At 45.6% G+C, this 23,597-nt stretch carries 20 protein-coding genes; 3 read left to right on the forward strand and 17 right to left on the reverse strand.

The features are described 5' to 3' along the window. Positions 1–5: 5 nt before the first annotated feature. The 14 genes from H8K33_RS14075 to H8K33_RS14140 form a co-directional block, all read right to left on the reverse strand. Positions 6–2,534 (reverse strand): hypothetical protein, encoded by a 2,529-nt coding sequence (locus tag H8K33_RS14075; RefSeq protein WP_186891663.1) that lies wholly within the window; start codon positions 2,532–2,534, stop codon positions 6–8. After that, on the reverse strand, positions 2,527–2,820 hold the full coding sequence (locus tag H8K33_RS14080) for a hypothetical protein (RefSeq protein WP_186891664.1): 294 nt from the start codon (positions 2,818–2,820) through the stop codon (positions 2,527–2,529). Before H8K33_RS14080 ends, H8K33_RS14075 begins: the two co-directional genes overlap by 8 nt. Position 2,821: 1 nt before the next feature. Continuing rightward, complete coding sequence (locus H8K33_RS14085; RefSeq protein WP_186891665.1) at positions 2,822–3,640, reverse strand: hypothetical protein; 819 nt, start codon at positions 3,638–3,640, stop codon at positions 2,822–2,824. Further along, positions 3,637–7,443 (reverse strand): baseplate J/gp47 family protein, encoded by a 3,807-nt coding sequence (locus H8K33_RS14090; protein ID WP_186891666.1) that lies wholly within the window; start codon positions 7,441–7,443, stop codon positions 3,637–3,639. The genes H8K33_RS14085 and H8K33_RS14090 overlap by 4 nt, the downstream gene beginning before the upstream one ends. 18 nt (positions 7,444–7,461) lie before the next feature. Continuing rightward, entirely contained in the window at positions 7,462–7,875 is a 414-nt protein-coding gene (locus H8K33_RS14095; protein ID WP_186891667.1) for a GPW/gp25 family protein, read from the reverse strand. A gap of 10 nt (positions 7,876–7,885) precedes the next feature. Next, a complete protein-coding gene (locus H8K33_RS14100; RefSeq protein ID WP_186891668.1) occupies positions 7,886–8,185 on the reverse strand; it encodes a PAAR domain-containing protein in 300 nt (99 codons plus the stop codon). 29 nt (positions 8,186–8,214) lie between these two features. Next, positions 8,215–10,005, reverse strand: coding sequence for a type VI secretion system tip protein VgrG (gene vgrG / locus H8K33_RS14105; RefSeq protein WP_186891669.1), 1,791 nt, complete (start codon positions 10,003–10,005; stop codon positions 8,215–8,217). Between the two features lie 49 nt (positions 10,006–10,054). Then, the gene (locus H8K33_RS14110; protein ID WP_186891670.1) at positions 10,055–10,732 is read right to left on the reverse strand and encodes a CIS tube protein; all 678 of its coding nucleotides are present in this window, start codon (positions 10,730–10,732) and stop codon (positions 10,055–10,057) included. 2 nt (positions 10,733–10,734) lie between these two features. Continuing rightward, positions 10,735–10,899 (reverse strand): DUF5908 family protein, encoded by a 165-nt coding sequence (locus H8K33_RS14115; protein ID WP_186891671.1) that lies wholly within the window; start codon positions 10,897–10,899, stop codon positions 10,735–10,737. A 12-nt stretch (positions 10,900–10,911) separates the two neighbouring features. Next, positions 10,912–11,379: a phage tail protein gene (locus H8K33_RS14120; RefSeq protein ID WP_186891672.1), complete on the reverse strand. Its 468-nt coding sequence runs from the start codon at positions 11,377–11,379 to the stop codon at positions 10,912–10,914. Between the two features lie 8 nt (positions 11,380–11,387). Beyond that, on the reverse strand, positions 11,388–11,846 hold the full coding sequence (locus tag H8K33_RS14125; RefSeq protein WP_186891673.1) for a phage tail protein: 459 nt from the start codon (positions 11,844–11,846) through the stop codon (positions 11,388–11,390). Between the two features lie 98 nt (positions 11,847–11,944). Then, a complete protein-coding gene (locus H8K33_RS14130) occupies positions 11,945–13,468 on the reverse strand; it encodes a phage tail sheath family protein (RefSeq protein ID WP_186891674.1) in 1,524 nt (507 codons plus the stop codon). A 17-nt stretch (positions 13,469–13,485) separates the two neighbouring features. Further along, the gene (locus H8K33_RS14135; RefSeq protein ID WP_186891675.1) at positions 13,486–14,304 is read right to left on the reverse strand and encodes a hypothetical protein; all 819 of its coding nucleotides are present in this window, start codon (positions 14,302–14,304) and stop codon (positions 13,486–13,488) included. A gap of 8 nt (positions 14,305–14,312) precedes the next feature. Then, positions 14,313–14,885 carry a Pvc16 family protein gene (locus H8K33_RS14140; protein WP_186891676.1) on the reverse strand — a complete coding sequence of 191 codons (573 nt, stop codon included), beginning with the start codon at positions 14,883–14,885 and terminating at the stop codon, positions 14,313–14,315. Positions 14,886–15,614: 729 nt separating this feature from the next. On the opposite strand from H8K33_RS14140, the gene H8K33_RS14145 reads away from it, so the two are divergent. Both H8K33_RS14145 and H8K33_RS14150 read left to right on the forward strand, forming a co-directional pair. Further along, complete coding sequence (locus H8K33_RS14145) at positions 15,615–17,645, forward strand: UvrD-helicase domain-containing protein (protein WP_186891677.1); 2,031 nt, start codon at positions 15,615–15,617, stop codon at positions 17,643–17,645. 143 nt (positions 17,646–17,788) lie between these two features. After that, positions 17,789–18,670 carry an AraC family transcriptional regulator gene (locus H8K33_RS14150; RefSeq protein WP_186891678.1) on the forward strand — a complete coding sequence of 294 codons (882 nt, stop codon included), beginning with the start codon at positions 17,789–17,791 and terminating at the stop codon, positions 18,668–18,670. A 112-nt stretch (positions 18,671–18,782) separates the two neighbouring features. Here the strand turns inward: H8K33_RS14150 and H8K33_RS20105 are convergent, their stop codons facing one another. From H8K33_RS20105 to H8K33_RS14165, 3 genes are all read right to left on the reverse strand, one after another. Beyond that, positions 18,783–19,241 carry a pilus assembly FimT family protein gene (locus H8K33_RS20105; RefSeq protein ID WP_281387343.1) on the reverse strand — a complete coding sequence of 153 codons (459 nt, stop codon included), beginning with the start codon at positions 19,239–19,241 and terminating at the stop codon, positions 18,783–18,785. 286 nt (positions 19,242–19,527) lie between these two features. Further along, complete coding sequence (locus tag H8K33_RS20110) at positions 19,528–21,594, reverse strand: methyl-accepting chemotaxis protein (protein ID WP_281387344.1); 2,067 nt, start codon at positions 21,592–21,594, stop codon at positions 19,528–19,530. 167 nt (positions 21,595–21,761) lie between these two features. Next, complete coding sequence (locus H8K33_RS14165) at positions 21,762–22,238, reverse strand: hypothetical protein (protein ID WP_186891680.1); 477 nt, start codon at positions 22,236–22,238, stop codon at positions 21,762–21,764. Between the two features lie 288 nt (positions 22,239–22,526). On the opposite strand from H8K33_RS14165, the gene H8K33_RS14170 reads away from it, so the two are divergent. Next, a complete protein-coding gene (locus H8K33_RS14170) occupies positions 22,527–23,432 on the forward strand; it encodes a peptidylprolyl isomerase (protein WP_186891681.1) in 906 nt (301 codons plus the stop codon). The last annotated feature ends 165 nt before the right edge of the window (positions 23,433–23,597 follow it).

A 23,597-nucleotide genomic window follows, 5' to 3' on the forward strand; every position in this document is an offset into this window, starting at 1 on the left:
GATGCTTAGATCCAATATCGGTTAGCTTGCGGGTGTCGATTCTTTTTCAAGAATGCGATGATCTGATCTGCACTTCGATCCAATGCCGTCACGTCGCCTTGATAACCATGATTGGCATAGGTTTGCAATTGATCCATCCATTGCTGATAACGCAGTTCAAACTGTGCGAGAAAGGCGAAATCTAGCCAGATAAATTCCGGCATGATGTGTGCGGGCAGATGTTGAGCGATCAGATTTTCTATCCAGAGTCGACACTTTATATCGGTGAAGCGTGCGGTAAATCCGGGTAGGATGATACTGACTCTGTGTGCGTAAAAATCAAATTCAATCTCTCGTTGATGGGTGCTGGAACGTGGTCGCAACAACACATGCTCGACTAAATGAAAGCCCTCAGTTTGTAAGCTGATCGACGCTAGATAGGCGATCAACTGCACGAGAAAATCGCTCAGTTCATTTTTAGGTAATAAGCACAATGGCCAATACTGATCGCCTGCAACTCGCAGACATAGCCAGACATGATGTTCGCTGCTGGCAAGTGCCTGATAATTTTCCCAGCAGATGCCAAATTTGAGTAAAGCTTCGCAAATCGCTCCGTGCGGTAATTTAAACGCCAGTTGTTGATCTGGCGTAGGATTTTTTGCGATCGAAATCAACTGCGCGGGATCTATCTGTTGTGGTATGCCAATTTGTTTTTGCAATAGTGCGGCATAACGTAGATCGCTGATCAGCTTATGTTCGCTTTGTAAATGTTGAATCAAGGAATGTGACAAGGGTTCGATTGCGCCACCGCTGAGGATGCGAATACGTTTCTGTAGCGTCGCCAGATTGTTGCCATCCCACTTTTCTTGCAGATTGCTGGCATTACCACGTTGACTGCTTAATTCGCATAATTGTTTGAGTAAACGGATTTTTGATTGAATCAGATGATGCTCAAAACAATCTTGATGATAGTAATCAAATCGTTTCAACTCTTCACTTGGAAATTGCTCGCCATAGATCGCGAGCAAGGTATCAAGCACACGATTGCGACGATCTTCGAATTGATCTTGTTCACGCAGAATTTTGGCAACTTCATACGGATTGGCGTTTGCGTTATATAGCACTTCCAGATTCGGTACCTGCGCCTCACTTAAATATTGTGAGAAGTAACTACGGTCTAGTTGCGCATCAACGGAATACAATTGACGCAGGTGCTGAAGCGACGCCAAATAGTTTGCCATCAGCTGTTCAAATGGATAAAGATAGGCTTTTAGTTGTCTGGCTCTTGCATGGACTTCTGGCGGTTCTGATTTGGGAACGCCAAAGTGGTTGATCCCATAGATCGCTGGCGTATCTTCGCCGATCGACCAATAGCCTGAAAAATCACGATGCTGTGCTTCTGGTAGCTGCACGATTTTGTTGAAATCACTGCGGTTACGACGAAATGCATCGTATTCAAATTCATATTTTTTCAGATATAAACTGACTTGTTCATTAAACGCCAGTACTTCACGCTGTGAATCATGGCTTAATGATTTGATTGCTAGTAATGGGTCGGTATTGAGCGTTGCATGCTGACTTCTACCATGGACTAAATGCAGCGCATGAATTTGTTGCGGATCTTTGGGGAATTGCAGCACCGGACAATTTGCATCACTGTGGTCAAATTGTAAGTGTTCATGAACTTGGCCGTCTTCATCGATTAATACCAGTGAGCGTACATTTTTAACCCCGGCAATATGACGTACCAGCGTAATCAATTTGACGACGTCAATATCATAACTCTCATCTAAAAAACTTGATTCGTCGATATAGCCGCGATTTGTTAATGGGCCAGTGAACAGTTGTTCCCAGCGCATTCCTGTGCGCAAAGCCTCTTCAAAACGTAGAATCTGGCTGCCGGACGAGATCAGTTTGGCACAACGAAAATAGATATCTGCATAGATTTCTGCACGAGGCCTGCTGTCGTCAATTTCGATTTCGCCAGCCAGCGTGAACATGCTTGGGTTGATGATGTGAATTTCGTCCAGATCTCTGGCCAAGTTACGTTGTGCCGACAGCAGTTGTATGACTTGCTGCCTTAAAGTCTGCTGCAATTCAGTCACCGCCATTTTGCTGCGACTGAGCAGGGATTGGTGCGGTTTAATGAATACGGTGAACAGACCAGCAATTGACTCTTGATCTTTGTGCGAGCGAATCCACACATCTTCTACATCGGGCAGTGCATCATAGATTAACTTACAAAGATCCAGATCGGTGACCGCTTGATTGGGGAAAATCTGTTGAGGTAGATAAAGCGCTTGTGCCTGATAATCGATTACCCCATCTTCATTACTTAAAAAATCAGCGACATCAAAATCGGTGCGATACACCAAATCGGCTAAGCCATAACATAGCAATTCCAGTAGCGTGACACCGGGGTCGTGGTAGTTATAATCCGTCCACTGGTGTCCAGACAAATCCTGCAACAAGGCTATGCCGCGACGACGCAAGCCGTCGAAGTCAAGCTCGTCTGGATCTGGCTGTAAGCGTGGAATGGAATGCTGACTACTCACCGGCTTTTGCCTCCTGCATTTGTTGATGCATGCTGTGCAATAAACGATGCACGCGGTTAAACGGCATTTCACCTAAAACCTCGAGAATCAGGCGGAGCTGATTCGGGTGCAAGACGAATTGACCCAAGTCATGCTCCAATGCGCTAACACTAAAGTTCATTTGCGCTTGTTGATTCAATTCACCGATAAGTTCAAATACCTGCTTGAACGGGCGTTCTGCCAGTGCTTCTAAAATGAGATTGCCTTGCGCCAGACTGAGTGAAAGGGAGATGTTTTGACGTGTCATATTATTTCTTCACCTTGCCTTTTGCGTCGTATTGCGGGGATGGCTGACGCAAGGGCTTTTGATCACTTTCCAGCATTAAAGTGTCTAGCCATAATTGGGTCATATGGTATTTAATCCAAACCTCGTCGCCGAATGAACAACCGACACGCATTTGTAGTTTGAATTCAAAAGGCTTGCTGATATCTTCACTGATCCAACGCAACTCGATACGGCTGCATTTATTGCCAAAGTGCGTTTGATGATAATTGATGCTACCGTTTGCATTGAACGCGTTGAGTGCAAAAGCATGCGTTAGCGCATAGCGACCATCGCTGTCTTTGGCGCCCACACCGGCCATCACCTCCCACGCCTGACAACCTGTCATCGCTTCCGTAATGTCATACCAGTTCCCGTCCGCTGGAACGGCCAGTTCGCCAGCCCGGCCAATCCGGCCGTTGTTCGCAACCCAACCGGCAACGTCAAGTTCATACTGTGGATTATTTTGCCGGATGCCAATCGCATTACGATGAATCCCATCGAGGCCCGTGCTGCTAGAGAGTGTGAGCAGCGCTTGATTCCGACTATCTTGTATGCTGAGATTATTATTTGACTTCTCTAGCCCAAGTGACCATAAAGGATTACCAATATTGATGTCCTTATAAAAACTCATCAGTTTCCCATCGCGCAATTGAGCGACTTTGAAACCTGCTTCTGGAGTCTTATCAAATCCTTCGTCGAGCATATTGAGCATCGATTCAATCAGATCGCCAAAGTCTTCTTCCGTCGGCATTTTTCCGTGTTGGAACTGCTCTTGCAACATTTGTCTGGTACGTCGTGTCATGTTTCTCTCCTTGCCGGAATAATGAAAGTCGAACCGACTTTGAGTTCGTTGATCCCTATCGCCTTGGCGGGTTTTTGTTCAAATTGATTACTAATGACGATCCAATGTTCATTCATTGGTACCGCAATACTCCACGGATAATTCGGCAGCAAGTCTTTTTCTCCGCGTACCGCTTTCGCGTTATCGCGCAAGTCATAGCGCAGATCTTTGCTATCACCAATCGGTGCAATTTGTAGCAAAGAGACCGAGGTGACTTCGTCTACATATTGCAGATCATGTAAAAACGCGACGATGTTGTGCTGCTGTATTGACCAACCAAAATGTTGCAGTTGACCTTGCTGCACCCAAGGTGACAGATAATGACAAATTGCCTGATTGATTTCTTCGATATAACTCCCAGCAAAGCGACTATTGGAATACGCTGTCTTTAGTTTCACCGTGCAGCGAACCTGTATCTCTTCATAGACGGGATTTTCTACGCTAATGCGAACATCATCAGGCGCATATTGTTGAATATAGGCTTGAATTTCCTGTATCAGATGTCCGCTTAAACTAGGTTTTTGATTCGCATGACCACCGCTACTTAAATGTGGAATCGGAACAATTAAAATGTGGCCGGGACGAAGACGTCGTTGCGGATGTTGATCCACACACAAATGGGGAAAGCATTTGACCTTAAATACCTGCGGGAATTTCTCTAAGATGAGTTGTTCGTAATCTGCAGTAGTCAATGCACGATTTTTATGCTTGAGTCGTTCACTTGCACGGACGCGAAACTGTTGTTGCGTTTCTTCAGCACGTCCGCTAAAGCTGCGGCGGATTTGTAGCACGCGTGCAAGACCGGCTATTTGACTACGGCTTCGGTGGATACTAAATGCCGGCAAAGTGGGCGCAGGTTTTTTACCATCCTCTGGTGACCAGATCACTTTGATCGCTTGTGCAAACACGCCATACAAGCTGCAGAATCTTTCCAAACCAAGTTCAGCCGAAACCGCCAGCCAATACAATCCAGTCGGCATGATGGTGTTGTTTTGATCAATATCGTCAGGGATTTGAAATTGCACGATGCCACTGGTCATGAATCCATAGCTTGAATCATCGAGAATATTTGCTTGCTGCATTTTGCGCCAACGATTGGATGACAAATACCACCATGTCAATCCGGGGTGCGCAAGTCGGGTCATTGGCAAGGAATCTTCACGCAAATAAAAATACAAACTGAGCGCAGAACGGAGCTGGCTAGCGCTCAATCCAATGAATAGATTGCCGGCGGCTGGATAACGCGGAACTAAGGGAATGCGTTTGATATCGGTACTTCCCATTGCTTCCCAACCAAGCGGGTGCAGATGTAAAAATTGCTCGTTGCGACCACTATCGTTGATCGCCTGGCCTTGTTCAAAACTAATTTTTGTACTGGCACTATAGTTCAGCACAATTCGGCTAATTTGCGGTGTATATGGTGGATTGGGCATCGCCTGCATTAAGCCGATTTTTTTATGACGCGCGTTCTGCGTTAACACCTGTGTTAATAGCTGCGGATATTCTTGATGTCCGAAAGCACCATCAGGGCTGTCCAGACAAATCTTGAACATACCGTTCATGGTTGCTGATGTATATGTGAGTGGTGCTCCTGTTGCGCTTGTTGCCGGAAGGCTGGGTTTGAAAAATGGCACAACTTGCTGCAAGCTCCATTGACTCTCTTGGCTGACCTGATTGCTTAAGCTACCATCACCACGTTTTTCATAAGAAAATAAAGGCATGCTTTGTGTCGATTTATTCCATTTTCCGTCAACCAATACGGCTATTTTCGCGCGAATAGCATCCGCTTTCAGTGGTACTTGATAAGCCCGATAGTGAGCGGGAAAACCGCCTAAGTTACTGGGCAAGCCAGCCCATTCCACATCCAGTGAAATATCTTTTAACTGCTTTTCCATGATCTCTTCGCAGCCAACGACCAAATACGCACTAAGATCCGGCAATGGACCAAATGGTAAGAATGGTGCGAGTGCGCTGAGCTGTCCAATTTGATTATGTAAGATCAATTGACGACAGCCTTTGACGTGGGTTTCGATTTCGATATCTTCGATCAACCAATTGGTCAAAATGTCGTAGGGATAAGCGTATTCGTTCTGCGTCATCTCGCAACGTATGACTGGCAGGCTAGTTTGAAATGACTCGCCATGAACCGCCATTTGATATGCACTTACCGCCGGCGCACTGGCAGGCAGTAGAAAATCTAAGGCCAAACAATTGGGCGGTAAATCTGAATTGAGTTCATGATATTCGGGGCGATATTCTGTCACCTGCAACCAACCTTCTGGGCTGGTTAAGGAGATGCGAAACATACTGCGTAATAGCTTGATAAACACATCGCTTAAACGGATTGCAGAGGTCGCTTGTTGCCTGCTTTTTCTCTTTTCTTGCGCTTGCTCGGCGATCTGTTTCATGCTCGATTCTATTGTATAGCGAGCATTGTCACGGAAATGAAATAGCACACGCACCGAGCGTTCGCCTTCTTGCATTTGTAAGCTTTTGCTGGCGATAGCAAATCCAAAACGCGTTGGGTTCCCTCCAGATAAATGTTCGCCTGGTTTGGGCGCACCCAATAGTGGTAGTGGTGGCAGCTTTTCAAGATCAAGCGGATCACAATCCTGTGGTGGAACTGGAATTGTTTGGTGATAACTCGATTGCGTCACAAGCAAACGATTTTCGGCATAATGCTTGTCGAAATAAATGCTATGCAGCGCTACCACTTTGGCATCATTTAACTGTGACGAAGTTTTAGCACGATAGATGATTTCATTTTGATCTGCATCGATTCCGGCAATAAATTCAGTACCCTGTTCGATCAACATTTGTCGCGCCCCGGGACTCGCTTGCAACACCAAATGTGCGTTATCGGGCACTTGCGTTTTGGGGCGCATACCAAGCACTTGCTGATAATAGAAATCAATGTGCTTGTCGCCAAATCGATTTAGTCGTTTTTGTAACTGCTCGTATAAACGAATAAATGTAATCAACAGACTTTGTGCAGGATCGTGATCTGCACTGCGCATGGATGCAGGCAGTAATTCTTGCACACCACTTTGTAGCATTCGTAATGCTTGATTAAAAGTGTGAAAATTGTGCTGAATCTCGCTTAGACTAAGTTGACGGTCACTGAAAGATGCGCTCGCTTTGCTTCCTTTGACGGTCTTCTCGTCGGTGTAGACACGATCACTAACCTGCAGTGCAGGCCATTCCACCAGATCTTTGAATTGTTGACTACATAAAGCCGCGCTGTACGGTGCTAAGACTCTGGGAGTGCTATCGCATAGCGTGTGAACTTCCCATTTTAAGCCACGCAAAATTCCTTCGAGTAGCCTTCTGGTTTCGAGTGCGGCATTTGTTTGTAATACGCTAAGCGACAACAATAGTTGGTTGAGCAATCGTACTAACAGCAAAGGCGAATCGAGTTGATCACGATAAGAAACGTCAATTTTTTTGACGATATCGTCGCGAAACCAATCGCGGTACTGAGGTTGACGTTGCAATCTCGCTTCAAATTGTTGCGATAATTTGGCGCTATCAATCGCCAAAATGTTGGCCATTAAAATACATTCATCGGCTGCAAAAAACGTATTCCAATTGCCATCAACACGTAAATCTAAATGATGAAATTTCACTAGCCGTGCATATTCACTGGCTAAGCTCAGTAATTGTTCAAACTGCATTTCGTGCAGTTGAAAGTAGTCTCCACGTAAAGCGTCGAGTTGGCGCTGTGCCTGACTGCGACCGTCGCTGATCATTAATTGAGGCTTCATGCTGGCCCCCAACATTGTCTACAGTTGCACATCGCTGCCTTCTCGTAGATAGAAAGGGTAGACGATGTTGTGTCGGGTATTGGTACTAATGATCCGATACATAATGGTGAAATCTAGTCTGCCTTCATAGGCGGCAGATGCATCGCTTAGTATCATTTCCAATTTAACGCGCGGTTCAAAAAATAAAATCGCGCGGGTAATCAGGTCTTTTAAGATTGTGATGGTGCTTTCATCGATGTTTTCGTAAATATGGTGTTTTAAGCCGCAGCCAAATGTGGGCTGCATGACTCGTTCGCCTGGACTGGTCGATAACAAGATTAACAAGCTTTGTTTAATGTCTTCTTCTGCGCTGACCATACTGACCTTGCCACGTCTGGAAAACTCAGGTGGGAAACTCCAGCCAGTACCTAGAAAAGAATTGTCTTGGCTCATAGGTATCTCCTTAGCCACCAATCATGACTGTCGGAAAGCCGAGCACGATATTGCCACCGTGTGCGGTCGTATCGCCAATACGAGCAGCCGGGCGTCCACTAATGAATACCGTTGCACTGCCTTTGACGATCGTATCGGGTGGCCCAACGCAGACGCACATGTCACCCAACACTGCCGCAGGTAAGCTACCGATCAATACGTTCGGTACGCAAGGACCACTGATAGGACCACCGACATGCGGAATCGGTGGTAAACCAGGTGTCACCATCGGGCAAACGTGCATATCTGTAATTCTCGAAGCGGGGGGCATGATAGTTTTCCTTTTTTGTTTTTTTGGGATTAGTTGATCATGACCATGGCGCCTTTAACCGTGGTTTGACCAGCGGCAGATAATTCGGCGCTGGCCGTACCTTTGGCTGTCAGACTGACATTGGCGGTGCTGCTAATATTTAACCCGGTCGTGGTGACATCCATCTGTGCGGCAATTTCGACATTTTGTACAGCGGAAATGGATACTTTACCAAGCGCCTTGATGGTGATGTCTTTGGGGCTATCGAGCAAGATACCACTGGTACTCAATTCGACTTTATTATTGGTTTGGTCTTGTAATAAGATCGACTGTCCATCATCGCTAATGACAATCTTATTGTTTGCCGGTGTGATAAAAGTGATGATTTTCTTGCCGTCATCAAATTCCATTTTTAATTTACTACGCGTGACCAGCGCTTTAAAATTATTTTCGGCGGTAAGCTCGTAAGGAGGCACATGCTTACTGCTGTATAGACTACCTAAAATAACCGGGCAGGATGGATCATTGTTGAAAAAGCCGAGCACGACCTCGTCACCAATTTCAGGAATAATAAATCCACCAAATCCAGATGAGCCATAAAAGCTGGCAAAGCGTGCCCATACACCGACGGTGCTTGCATTCATTAACGGCATCGATACTTGAATTTTGTATTGGCCTTCAGGATCTGCATCGAGTTTTAAGACGATACCAACATGTAAGCCGCAGATGCCAGCGGTCCAGCCCGCTGCTTCCGGTGCTTGTACTTGATGCTGTTCGGTGAACCAATAGTTCGGCATACCAAATTCTACTTCCGTAATCCAATTACCATCGCTGATGCGATGTATCACGTTACTAGCGATTACATTGCCATTGAAGTGTTTACCAACCGCCGCCAACTCAATTAAGACACCAGGTTTTGCTAAAGCACTACCTTGAAATTGCATATGTCCACTGATGCGTGAAAGTGCCGCTTTGGTTTGCTGTGCTTTACTCCAAGCCGTCAGGGCCGCACTTTCCAAAGGCGCTGCAGTTTGTAAGCCGAAGTCCTCGACGCCCAAGACACTCGCGAGTTTTTTTGCATCGATATCACCTTGGCCAGTGAGTGTGATGGCTTGCGCGCTTTGTTGCACGATTGCCAGTTGTGATAAATCCCAACTCGTACTAGTGACGGAATTTAACTGAGAGCGTGAATCGAGTTCAGCCTGAAATTCCATGAGATCCATACCGTAGGTCACTTTGAGTACCGCGCTACCACTACTATCTGGCGCTTTTACTGTCACTTTACCGGCATCGACAGTCACCAGAAAGCCATTGACTTCTGCGCGCGCCATCATATAGTCCCAGTCGGTGGCATAGTATTGCACCAGCTCTTTGTAGGTGACCGAGGTGGCATCGACAGTTGGCGTTAAGCCGCTGTAATTGCTGATCAGGCTTGAAATAATTTGATTGTCGGTCTTATTGACATAGTTAGCGTTTTTTCTGCCGACGGTCATTGCTAAAGCTTTGTCGCGGCATTCGATAATCAGGCGTGCATAGTTGTCGCCGTTAATTTTGACCGAATGTGTAATGACGATGCCGGTAAAAATCATTTTGGTGGTGCCATCGTAGCCCGCGTTGATGACCACTAGAGTGCCGGGCTTAAAATTGCCGGCATCGGCAATCGGAAATTCTGCATTCGGCATATCGCCATCAAGCAAAGTAATGATCGCCGACGGAATCCGATTTGTACTGTGGTTAATTTCCACTGACACCACCTGAATGATGTCTGGAATGACAGCGCCATCACAAGTGATGTTTAATGTCAAAACGCCAGAACTATCGGTTAATGGAGAGATTGCCATGTGTGCTCTTTTCTAAAATACGTGATTAAAATCGTCATCACAAACCAACTTACGCTAAGGGCGGAAAGCGTAAATTGGTGCCGGGTTGTAGATGTCGAAAAGAACTAAGTCCATTAAATCTTGCTACCTCCATGTAATAGGCACTATCGCGATAGATACGTTCACACAATAGAGGCAAGGTGTCACCGGCCTGAACAACGACCAAGTGGGTCAGATCTGGCGAGTTGTCGCCTTCTTCTTTAACGATCTGTTGCGGGCTGATGTATTCAACAAAGGTCAGGGAAATCTTGGCGCGTAGCGGTTCGCCATTCGGTTTGAACAAGGTGTAGTCAAACTTGAGACCTTCGGCCCGACCATAAAAAATTAAACTACCCCACAGCACTTGCACGATCGGCGCTTCGTGATTGTCACCGACATAGGTGTAGACCGCATCACGTAAGGACTCAACTTGTTGCTTGACAGTTTTGGTGGTGCCAGGGACGACACCCGTGCCATCCAGAACCAGTTCTTTTAAGCTGAGTTTTTCTGGCTGACTTGCATGAAACTTGGCTTCGCTACCGGCTTGCCCCAAGGTCTGCGCTTTCGAATATTTAATGCTGTAATCGTGGCCATAGCCAGAAGGGTTAATCAATGCTTGAAACACCGGACGCGCGCTATCAACACTGATGCTGCCATTTTTGGCAACACTACAGCCTGAGATCTTTAATAGTGTTTTTTGCCCGGACACGACTAGCGCTCCCGGCGTTCACGAAGAATGTTTTGCATCAGTTGGCGACACTCTGCCAAAATTTCTTCTTTGATGACTTTTTTGTCCAGATAGCTATCGTCATCCTTATCGACAGGACGATTCACTATCGTCGTTTTGATAATCAGTTCTTTAATCTCGATAGCCATGGTCTGTTTCACTTATTTGCTGCGTTTAGAATAGGTATAGGCAAACGTCATTTTCTCGATTGCCACTTCATTCTTGGTCGCATTGAAGCCTTCGATATCCCATTTAATCGGATACGCATTAATGAAAGCCCAAGCGCGTAATACTTCACCTTCCGAACCATTGAGTTTGACCACGATGGTTTGCGGTACGATCAATTTAATGAAATCACCTTCTAAAGTATCTTTGCACCACTTAACCAAGGGCGAATTGAGCATGGTAATGCCGCGCTTGAGTTCTAAATTTGGATGCTTAATACTTTTTGGTAACTGGTGAATGAAACGATTCTCACCACCTTCGACGACTGCTTCGGTTTCCATTTCTAATGCAATGCCAGATACTTCGCTGAACGAAGCATCTGGCACCTGTGAACCATTGCCAAAGGTGACTGTGAAATAAAACGCTGGAGGAGGGTAGCCTCCCTCAAAATATTCACCTGTCATGAGAATGATTACTTATTGGCGATCGTTAAGCCTTCGTGCACGATTTCAATCGATTCAATCGCCACTTCATTGCCTTCGGATTTCAGATCGGTACTGGAAATTTTGGTTGGCCATGCATTCGTCAATGTCCATACCATCGTATCGTTGCCTTCTTCATCCAACAAACTGATCGTTACTGGCACACGTTTGATGGTGTTGAGCTTGATTTGATTGAGCCAATCCCAGAACTTGTTATCACCTTTAAATACCCCTTTTTTCATGGTGATATTGCCGTATTTTTTCATGCCCGGCATTTTGATCACAGAGAAAACCGGGCTATTGCCATGGCGGTATTTGATCTCTTCGGATTGGATATCTAAGCCAGATACCTCTTGAAACGACATCTCGTTTGAATCCCATTTCACGCGGAAATAGAATTTTGGTAAAGGCCACACGTTTGCTGATTGTTTTGATCCATCATCTGCCATAACAAACCTCTTCAATAAATTAGTTTAAAAAGTTGAACCACCTTCGCTGTATTCGACGCAGGTCAGCGTCGTTGCAAGGAAGGCGTGACTAGTTGCCTTTACGATTTTTGCATTTGCTGCTGGAAGGTAATCTCAATGAACTCAGCAGGGCGGCTGAGTGCAACCAAAATCGTCACACGTAAGATGCCCTCTAAAATATCTTCGGAAGTCATGGTCTCGCCCAAGCCGACATGCACGCTGAACGCATCTTCAGGGCTGGCGCCCGCTAAACCACCACGTTTCCAGATACCAGTCAGGAAGTTACTTGCCATGCTCTTGATGGTGACCCAAGTTCCGCTGACATTTGGCTCAAACACATACGCCTTTGTTGCCAGACGCAAAGATTCTTCCAACATGATCATGGTGCGACGCACGTTGATGTAACGCCAATCCAGACTATTGCCGTCCAGAGTACGAGCACCCCAAACCAAAGTGCCTTCACCGATGAAGCTGCGAATCGCATTGATTGATTTACCTGCGGTCGTCACATTCAAATCTTCTTGCTCATCGTGGGTGATATTCACGGCTGGTGAAATGACCGATGCCAAACTCACATTCGCTGGTGCTTTCCAAACGCCACGATTGTTGTCGACCATGGTGTAAACACCTGCCATTGCGGCGGCTGGTGGCAATAGATTGAGCTTTTGTTTGATCGCCAGCAAAATGTTTGCATAAGTTGGGCTGACAGAGAACAAGATTTTATGCAGCTCATCATCCGACAAATAGGTTTTTGCATTTGGATCGCGTGCTGCGTCACCAACTTGACTCAAGATATTCTTCAGATCATCTGGCGCCTTGTCACCACCAGCTTCTGCTAATAGCAGTTCTTTCAATTGCGCCAGATCGCTAAAACTGGTGAAGTCCAGATCCGTCGTTGCAATAATCGACGTATTCAACCATGGGTAATAGGCGGCTGCGTAATTGAGATAGCTAGTGCCGAGATCACCACGGAAAGTAACGATCACATCTTCTGGTGGATCTTTGCGGTCTTTGTAACCATTGTGCACATCCAGAATGGCGAAACGATTCTTCTGTGTGCCGCAGTGTTTCAGGCTATATTGCTGAATCGCGATACAGTCACCTTCTTCTAAGGCCACCGCATCAGGAATCACTACCATCGTTGGTTCTTGCTCTTTCAAGAGCAAGTCAACGCCAAGTTGCAATTCACTTTTCTTGATGCCCTCATCGGTGTAACCACCAATTGAAACGATGTAGCAAGGGCCACCGCCGTTTTGAAAGAATAACTGCATGCTGCGGAATAAGTAGAAACGCTGTGTGTCTGATTTTCCACCTTTGCGTTTCACAACATATTCTTTGCCAGCACTTTTGAAATTGCTGACGGCATCATCAGCAGACTTTTCCGCGATGTCAAATTGATCGTCTGGCGCTCCACCGAAGTAGTTCTGAAATTCCGACATCGATGTAATGCGCCAAGGTTTATTCGAAAGGGAAGTGCCCTTGTTATCTGCGAATTTGGTGTAACCGATAAATGCCGGCACTGCCGTCGCCACTTCTACGACAGAGTTGGGAAAGGCATTTTTTTCAATGATATAGACACCAGGTGTTTTAAACGCGCCAGCCATATGTGTTCCTTTGAAAATTATTGATGAATGTAAATTTCCGCAACGACCAGTGTCTGCCCGCCCGGAACTCTTTCTTTGCCAATTTGATGGATACTGGCGTTTGGCATTCGCCGCATTAACACTCGACCATTGGCACCCTCTTCACGCAGCTGAAAGCGTTGTGTTGGTATGCTTCTCATCGGAATTGGCATTGTCGAAAGAAAGGCTAATCCCGTACTGTTTACTACTGCTGACGAGCGTTGAAATGACAGCCCGTCGTCCTTACTTTCACTATCTAAATCGATAATCTGTAAAGATTTTCTTGCCGCAGCACCAGTAAAAAAATATTTCCAGTGCAGCGCTTTTGCTTTTAATAAAATTTCATACTGCGTCATGCCTTGGTCTAAGGCATGCTGTAGTCGCAAACTAAATTGCAACGGAGTCCGCTGCCAAGCAAAATTATTCGTTTCTACTTCGTCAGCGAGCTGTGTTGTTGCTGACAATTGCAAAGAGCCTGCATTTTCAAACTGGATTGGTTTATCCATATTCCAATCGGTGTAAGAGTTAAACGCAGGATCACTTGCCGTCACTAAAAAACGTAAATCCAGATAGCCAGTTGGTTTAGCAAGCGGAGGTGCCGTTCCATCTTCCGGATTTATTTGCTGTTGTTGCTCTCGTTGCTCTTGCCAAATTTCAAAACCAGCATCACCTCGTCTTAGCAGCAAATTCTCTTGTTGCATTGTGATGGCGCTGTTGGCATCGGGCGTGAAATGTAAGCCCATTCTGCCAGCGGTCGCATCGCCTTCATAGAACTCGTGTCTGACTTGTAATGCGAACATAGGCAAATAGCGTGCCATCACCGATCCTAGCGAAGAAAGTTTTGATTTGGGTCGGTAATCATCGGCACCTGACCAATAATTGCACCAGCATCGACGGTGATCATGCGTACTTTGTAAAACGCCGATGGTAAATAACGACCACCCATCAAGCTCCATAAATTGTTCAAATCAGGAATTTTTAAATTTTCCATATCTAAAATCAGTTTCTCAATTCTGCTATCTAGACCTGGACTGTTTTGCCGGTCAAATACGGCTTGCTGCTGAAAAAAACTAATAGCTTGCGAAATGGTTTTTAGCGCTTCCGCATAATTACCTGCACCAAAATTGGCAGACATCATCAAATACAAATTCAGATACAAAGGGCTACTGTGTACCGGCAGTCTGTCATTGCCGCGATGAGCTTGGTGAGGGCGATATGGCAAGCTATCTTTTTCGATATTGACCAGCGTCAGCACTAGCTTGTTATTCGCGTTCGCAGCAACCGAGCCATCCAGTTCAACCAAGTTAGAGACCACAACAACATCTTCAAGCAATTGAAAATTGTTTTTGAACTGTTGGTTTAACTGGTTTGCCAGATGCGTAATAGCTGCGTTGATCATGATTTAACAGGTGTCGGCCAATATCTTCTTGCATATCGTGGTGTATTCGGATCACTGAACAATGAATACCAGTTCAATAATTATTATTTTTATTGACTAGGCATAAACTATTGAAAAAGATGTTTACTAGATTAGCATGTGAATTATTGTTTCTACAAACTTGTTTCTGATCAAAGAACAACAGCTTAGATATTGTTTTTTGATTGACTTTTTCCGAAAGCCAATGAAAAAAGCAAGAGATGTGCATTAAATTGACTTAACAATCGCAAAGATAGTTAGAAAAGTCGTCCTCATCTATCTGCCGTTCCATGGCTGAGTGTTACGTGTAAATATTTTGGCTATACATGTAACTTTACTTTTACCTAAATTCTTTTTGAAATCGCCTCTCATTAGGGAATCGCTCATCAGGGGAAATCATTGCTTGCTATGGATTTATTTCTGTTGCTGGACTGCATTTTTTAGTACCACTTTAGGTTCTCATAAAGTGTTTGGTGAATTAAGCAGTGCAAAACTTGTGCCAATTCGCAGTGTGTTGCCGTAGCCTTGTTGGCTGCGCTATTCGTCATCAAAGTTATCGGGATTGAGCCTAAGTTGAATCTGCATTAATAGCAGTCGAATTGCAGTCGAACTGAGCCAAGTTCGCACAAACCTGAATAAGGCTGGCCTTTCTTTTTCTGCTCTCAAAGCCAAAAGAGTACAATGACGCCTTAATAGCAATTGGTCGTCTTCATGTCTCACGGTCTCAATCAACCCCAACGCGATGCAGTTAATTATATGGATGGCCCATGCCTGGTTCTGGCAGGTGCGGGCTCGGGTAAGACGCGAGTCATTACCCAAAAGATCGCGAATCTGATTGAAATTCATGGCTACGATGCCAAGCATATTGCAGCGCTGACTTTTACCAATAAAGCTGCGCACGAAATGCAGGAACGTATTGCCAAGCTCTTAAAAGAACCCAAGCAAGCCAAGCACATTACGGTTTCTACCTTTCACTCACTGGGCGTCAAAATTCTCCGACAAGAAGCGCGTGCGCTCGGTTTGAAAGATCGCTTTTCCATCATGGATAGTGATGATTGTTTTTCGCTGGTCCAAGATTTGGCGATCACCACCGATAAGCAATTGATTCGCCGGATTCAAACCGCAATGTCTTTGTGGAAGAACGGTTTAGTCAGTCCTGAACAAGCTTTAGCCAAGGCGCAAGATGAAGACGAAGCACAGGCTGCGCGTATTTATGCCAGTTATGTCGCGACCTTATCGGCATATCAAGCTGTCGATTTTGATGACTTGATTCGCTTGCCAGTGGAATTGTTCCGTCACAACGAAGAAGTGCGCGACAAGTGGCAGCGTCGTTTGCGCTATTTATTGGTCGATGAATATCAAGACACGAATACCTGTCAGTATGAATTAGTGAAATTGCTGGTCTCTGGCATCGGTAAAAAACCGATGTTCACCGCGGTGGGTGATGATGACCAAGCGATTTACGCTTGGCGCGGGGCGACGATAGAAAACCTCACGACTTTGCAAGTCGATTTTCCGAATTTACGCATCATTAAACTAGAACAAAACTATCGTTCTAGTACCCGCATTCTGCAAGCGGCTAATTCGGTGATTGGTAATAATCCTAAGTTGTTTGATAAAGCGCTCTGGTCTGAGCACGGCTTGGGTGATCCGGTCAAAGTCATGGGCATGCAAGACGATGAGCAAGAAGCTGCACAAATCGCGATCATGATTTCTGCGCATCGTTTTGAACGGCGTGCTGCGTGGGCAGATTATGCGATTCTTTATCGCGGCAATCATCAAGCCCGCGTGATTGAGCAAGCACTGCGCAAAGAAAGAATTCCCTATACGATCTCTGGTGGTCAGAGTTTTTTCGATAAAGCAGAAATCAAAGACATCATCGCGTATTTGCGTTTGATTGCAAATGAAGAAGATGATCCAGCGTTTATTCGGGCGATTACCACACCACGTCGTGGCGTCGGTCAAGCAACCTTGGAAGCTTTAGGCTCATTTGCTGGTCAATGGCAATGCTCATTGTTTGAAGCCGTGTTTAAAGGTGGCATCGAAGCATTGCTTACTGAGCGTCAGTTAAGACCTCTACGTGACTTTTGCACCTTCATCAATAATGTCGAGGCGCATGCGCATCGAGAAGGACATGCCGAGCAATTACTCGATGATTTGATGAAAGAAATTAATTACGAATACTATTTGTATGACAATTTCGAGGATCGCGCAGCACAATCAAAATGGCAAAACGTACTCGACTTCACGCAGTGGCTCAAACAAAAAGGTAACGGTGGCAAAGATGGTACCGAGGATCATCGCAGCCTGTTAGATTTGACTCAGATGGTGGCGCTGATGAGCATGATGGAAGGTAAGGATGAAGACCCAGATGCAGTGCGCATGTCCACCTTGCACGCATCTAAAGGATTGGAATATCCGCATGTCTTTTTGGTCGGCGTGGAAGAGGGTATTTTGCCGCATAAAGGTGACCCAGATGCACCGGTTGAAACGATTGCTGCGCGTATCGAAGAAGAGCGCCGTCTGATGTATGTGGGCATAACGCGTGCGCAACGCAGCTTGCATATTACTTGGTGTAAGAAACGTAAACGTGCAGGAGAATCCGTGCATTGTGATCCTTCGCGCTTTATCAAAGAAATGAAATTGGATGAAGGTGATGCTGTGCCGACTGACGATGAAATCATCACGCCACAAAACCGCTTGGCAAATCTCAAGGCTTTACTCAGTCGTCCAAAAGAATAATTCTTAGCGCTCACAGAAATCTAAAAAATAGCCACTTTAGTTAGGTCAACACGCCCTAATCGCCTCGGCACATTTACCGCAAGATTTGTCAAATCACTCCGTGCTATTGTTCTCGTCATTGAAGATTCATTGACGGGAACAAAATGACAGCAGAACTCTCCGCCATCAGCGCCCATCGCGCCAGTTATGAACGCCGCTTCCAACGTGTGATTGATTACGTGCACGAAAATTTGGAGCGCGAATTAGATCTGATGCAATTGGCGGAAATTGCCTACATGTCGCCGTATCACTGGCATCGCATTTATCAATCGTTTTACGGTGAAAGTTTAGCGGCAACTGTGAAGCGTTTGCGTTTGCAACGTGCCGCTGGTTTGCTTGCTAAAACAGAGCAATCAATAGATCTCATTGCCCGCGCCTGCGGCTATCCTAATCTGCAATCATTCACGCGGATTTTTTCCAATGTGTATGGCATGCCACCCGCAAAATATCGCAAGCAGGGCAGTCACACACAATTTTCTTCTCCACCAAGCTTAAGGAGTCATACGATGTTTACTGTAGTTATAAAAGATACCGATGCCATGCATTTATTGGGCCTGCCACACCAAGGCGACTACATGGGAATTGGACAAGCATTCGATCAGTTACAAGGAGTCGCCGCCAGTCGTCAGTTGTTTGGCCCAAATAGTAGATCGATAGGGATTTATTGGGATGATCCATCCTCGGTAGAGGAAGCGCAGCTGCGTTCTTGTGCTTGTTTGGTGGTCAGCGCAGAGCAACAAGCGAATCAAGCTAAAGCACCACTACAAGCCTATGATATCGCTGCTGCTAAATGTGCGGTCTTGCAATACCAAGGCCCTTATTCGGACATGCATGCCGCGTATGAATGGTTGTTCGGCGTGTGGCTACCAGCATCGGGTTTTGAGGCGGCTGATGTGGCGGTGTATGAAGAATATTTGAACGATCCGCGTGAAACTTCACCACTTGATTTGCGAACGGATATTTATCTGACTTTGCGTGCAGCTTGAGTTCAAATTGATCGCATGAAATGATGTTCAGATTGATTGAACCACTTTCGTGACGACGAAAAAAAGCGTAGATCGTGTGATCTACGCTTTTGGATTAGTTGCTGCTATCCGTTTAGCAAGCGGTTGTAGTCGCTACAATCGTTGGTGCGGCTCCTACTGCAGCTTCAGTGTAAACTACCGAGCATGTGCCAGCGGACTTTGCTGCCGCACTTGCGCTAACTGGTGAAATCGTTGTTGCAGTCGCAGTAGATGTCATTGTGTAGTCTGCTGCGGTGATGCCAGCTCCAGCAGCTATAGTTGCTGCGCTTGGATATCCATTAACTACAGATACTGAAACACCTTCTAAGCTTACGGTCGCAGGTGCTGGACTTCTAACCAAGAAAGTCCCATGAACCATCGCAGAAGTCGCGGACAAAGAGCCACGAGCTGCATTAACACTAGCTGTGCGAGCATCTGCACCCAAATCTGCAAAACGCGGAATTGCCGTTGCCGCCAAAATACCCAAAATCACGATCACCACGATCAATTCAATCAAAGTGAAACCCGCTTGTTGTGTAGTAGTTTTTTTCATCATATTCTCCAAGTTCATCCGCGAATTCATTTTGTTTCGCAATAATGATGTTACGACAGTTTATTGAAAAAATTAATTTTTCAAAGGAAATGTTTGCTCTAAATTAGCTTCCGTCACAGTTTATGACAATTGATTGCCGTTAGCGTGCATTGCTTTAGAGCATTTTCTTCATTATCTACCGATTTTCAGTGAAAACTCAACTAAAACGCATCAAAGTTAATTAATTTATCATCTGAAACGCACAGATTGGTCTTTTCAGGCAGTCATTGTGGTTTGATGACCGATTTTAATTGCTGGCAAGTTGTCGCGCCAAGCTTAAGCCGTTTAATGCAGGTGTCTTCGGTGCGGCTTTGCGTTTTGTGGTTTGTTGCGCTCTGTTTGTGGGCGCTTGTCCGATATCCGTACCGTGTTTGTTTTGCGTATCAATCGTAAATGCGGCGACTGCATCGGTCAGCTTACTTGCTTGCGCGCGCATGCTCTCTGCGGCTGCCGCAGCATGTTCAACCAAGGCGGCGTTTTGTTGGGTGATATGATCGAGCTGACTTAGCGTTGCATTCACCATCTGTATGCCATCGCCTTGCTCAACACTGGCATCGGTGATCGCATGCATATTGGCATTTAAGTTGACGATCGATTCCACCACTTGCTGCATCGTGCTACCTGCTTGTTGCACTTGACGATTGCCGGCTTCAACTTGCTTAACCGAGTTTCCGATCAACTGCTTAATTTCTTTGGCGGCTGCCGCTGAACGTTGTGCCAGATTGCGTACCTCGGTCGCAACCACGGCGAAACCGCGCCCTTGTTCACCCGCACGCGCAGCTTCCACCGCGGCATTTAATGCCAAAATATTGGTCTGAAAAGCTATCCCATCAATTACTGCGATGATGTCATTAATTTGTTTTGATGACTGGGCTATCCCTTCCATCATCGTCGTCATTTGTTTGACTGCTGCGCCACCATCTTTGGCAACATCAGAAGCAGTCATTGCCATCTGATTTGCTTGCTGCGCGCTGTGAATATTTTGTTTGACCGCAATCGTTAATTCTTCCATCGAAGCAGAAGTCTCTTCTAGAGAGCTGGCTTGCTGTTCGGTGCGTGTCGACAGATCGGCATTGCCGCTGGCGATTTCTTCTGATGAACTGGCGATTTGTTCGGTACTGTTACGAATATTTTTTACTAAGCCAATTAAGACCAAGCGCATCGATTCAAATTCACGAATTAATTGTGCCACTTCATCCATTCCCTGCGATTGGCTAGCGACGCTCAAATTGCCATCACTGATACGGTGTACGGCGCTGGTCAATTGTTTGAGTTCACGCGCAAACGCGACATAAAATCCTGCCAATAAATAAGCGGCAATAAAAATCACAGCAGCAATTGCCAACAATATTGCATTGCGATTCCAGAGATGATTCTGTAAGCGTTGATCAAGTTTGGTCTCAATTAAACTGGCAATCGTTAAACCTAAATCACGCCATTGATTGATGGTCTGTTGACCAGCTTTAAGATATTCGCTGCCGCTGGTCTGGTTTAGAGTACTGAGAATTTCGTTCTTAGTGCGATCCAGAAAGGCTAGGTGCGCAACACTAGCGGCTTGCTGTTGCTCGCGCAGATTTCGTAAACCGGGATTGGCTTGTACGACCGCATCTAATTGGGATTGCACTTTTGGCAGATCGCGTTGGCTCAACATTACGTTGGCATTGATTAAAACATCTTCATTCGCTTCTAATAAACCCGTATCAATGTAGGGCGCACCGCGCGCTGCGGTATCCGCCAATATGCTGCTTAATTCTGGCAGCGATTTGGCATACAAACCAATTAAATAATAGGTATCGACTTGCGGGTCAAGATTCAAATTGCTGTGATCAGCGATGTCGATAGCGAGTTTTTGTAACTGCAACAATAAGGCATTGTGAGCCAGATAACTATCGCGAGACTTACTATTTTCTGGCAGTTTTTTGAGCGCTGACCAAGCGTCTTGAATCTCTTGATTTGCTTTTGCTGAATTTGTATCGCTACTTTGTTGCAGGGTTTTTTGTAGCTGTTGATACTGAAGATCAAGCTCTTCCATTAATTTTTGTGTAGCTTGTTTTGCTCCTGCATTGCCAGCTAGCGCCAGATGGCGTACCCCACGAAGTTCCTGAGTTTGCTGACTGATGGCCTGTACTTGACGCAGGTTTTGCAAACCTAACTTTTCGGTCTCTGTCAGGCTGATTGCCTTGTTCAGTTCTTGAATGAACAGGCCTGATACCAACAGCGCGGGAATCGCAAACAAGCAAGCCACAATCAAGAACTTAGGCAGAAGCCGCAGACCTCGCATCAGTGCCACGGCTGGTGATAAAAAGGCTTGCATACAGTCTCCGCGAAAAAATTGGCAATGGGAAATAAATATAGATTCCAATGTACGCAACTTATGTGACTGGTCTATGACAGTCGAGGCGGATTCTCTGAAGATTTGGTGAGGTTTGCGGAGTGAATATGAGTAGTGCTAAGAGTGATTTTGAGTGCTATTTTTGAACGCTATTCAAGCTGACAAGCAACGACACTGGCGCCCATTAAATCAGCTTGCAAATGTAGCGCTTGCAAAATCTTTAGGCGTTGTAATGGATCCTGCGGCAGCGCGAGTTTCAGATTCAAATAGCGATAGTCTTGTGCAGAACTCTTTTCCGCACTCTTGGCTTCTGAGGGCATTAATGCGGTCGCAGTTTGTTCTGTTGGCGCTGCGGTTTCTAACAAACCTTGTTTTTGCATTTCTGCGATGACTGCCGCAAACGGAATCGTGACGCAATCGTGCGGTTCTAACCAACGCTTCGAGCCACTCGCTGTACTGACGATACCACCGGTTAATTCAACGGCAGAATCAGAAATTTTCTCGTAATGAAATGCTTCCCAACCTGCCAAGCCACGTTGACGTTGAGCGATCTCCGCCATAATTTGGGCAACTTGACCGCCATGCGCGACCATGCCAACTGGCAGCATTTCTGAAAAATCTATCATTACCTGTATCCTCTAAAATCTGCAAAGACGCTACCCAACATTTTCCAGTAGTCAATAATTACGCCCGAAAACGCTCTAAACACCAGAATCCGTGCGAATTTTAAGTGTAATTCGCAAATCACAGGTAAAATTCGCAATCGCTTTTTACGGATTCGATGCTTGAGTCGTGGCCCGAGTTGAGGTTTCAACAATTTCACGATTCAATTTGCTTAGATTATTGTTTTACCAAAAATCATCGCAGCATATGCTGCATTATCACAATATAGAAAATCATAAAGGAAGACCACGATGTTGATTAAATCTCGTTTCATGATCGGAAGTGCAATGGCAGTGTTGGCATTGTCTGCATGCTCTAAAGCGACAGACGCTCCTGCCGACGGCGCAAAAAGCGTGATCGCTGCTACCGTCAACGGCAAGCCAATTAGCACCAAACAAGTCGACATGATCATGAAGCAGCAAGCTGCACAAGGTATGCCTGACAATCCAGAAATGCGTAAGATGGTGATCGATAATTTGGCGATGGCATCATTGGTCGCGCAAGAAGCCGTCAAAAAAGGTTTGGACAAATCTGGCGACGTAGCTGACCAACTTGAAATGATGAAAACCAATGTTTTGGCGCAAGGCTATGTGGATGATTTCCTCAAAAACAGCCCTGTAACAGATGCAGATTACGCTGCCGAATACGCGAAAATCAAAGAAGCAACTGCTGGTAGTGAGTTTTCTGCACGTCATATTTTGGTAGACAAAGAAGATGACGCAAAAGCTATCATCGCTAAATTGAAAAAAGACGTCAAACAATTCGCCGCTTTGGCGAAAGCCCAATCTAAAGATCCTGGCTCTAAAGACAAAGGTGGCGAATTGGGTTGGTTCGATCCACGCAGCATGGTTCCAGAATTTGGCACAGCGGTGACAAAACTGGAAAAAGGCAAGTTCACTGAAGAGCCAGTTAAATCACAATATGGCTACCACGTCATCATCGTTGACGACAACCGGGCAAAAGAAGCGCCAACTTTGGAACAAGTCAAACCACGTTTGACGCAGCAAATTCAACAGCAAAACTTGAAGAAATTCTTGGATGGTTTGAAAGAAAAAGCAAAGATCGAAATCATCGGTGAAAAAGCAGCTTCTGCATCAGCATCAGCAAGTGCAGCTGCATCCGCTCCAGCGGCAGCAGCACCGGCAGCTAGCAAGTAATTTTGTCATCGTTTTACCGCATAAAAAAACCGCCTTCGTGAACTGAACCCCAAAAGTTGGACGCCAACTTTTGGGGTTTTTTAATGACTAAAAATACAGATGAGTTCAAATACAAAGTAGTGCAAGAGTACTTGGATGGGGCGATGGGGTACGCTTCATTGGGTA

Source organism: Affinundibacterium amnicola (assembly GCF_014284275.1).
Lineage (GTDB): Bacteria > Pseudomonadota > Gammaproteobacteria > Burkholderiales > Burkholderiaceae_D > Undibacterium > Undibacterium amnicola.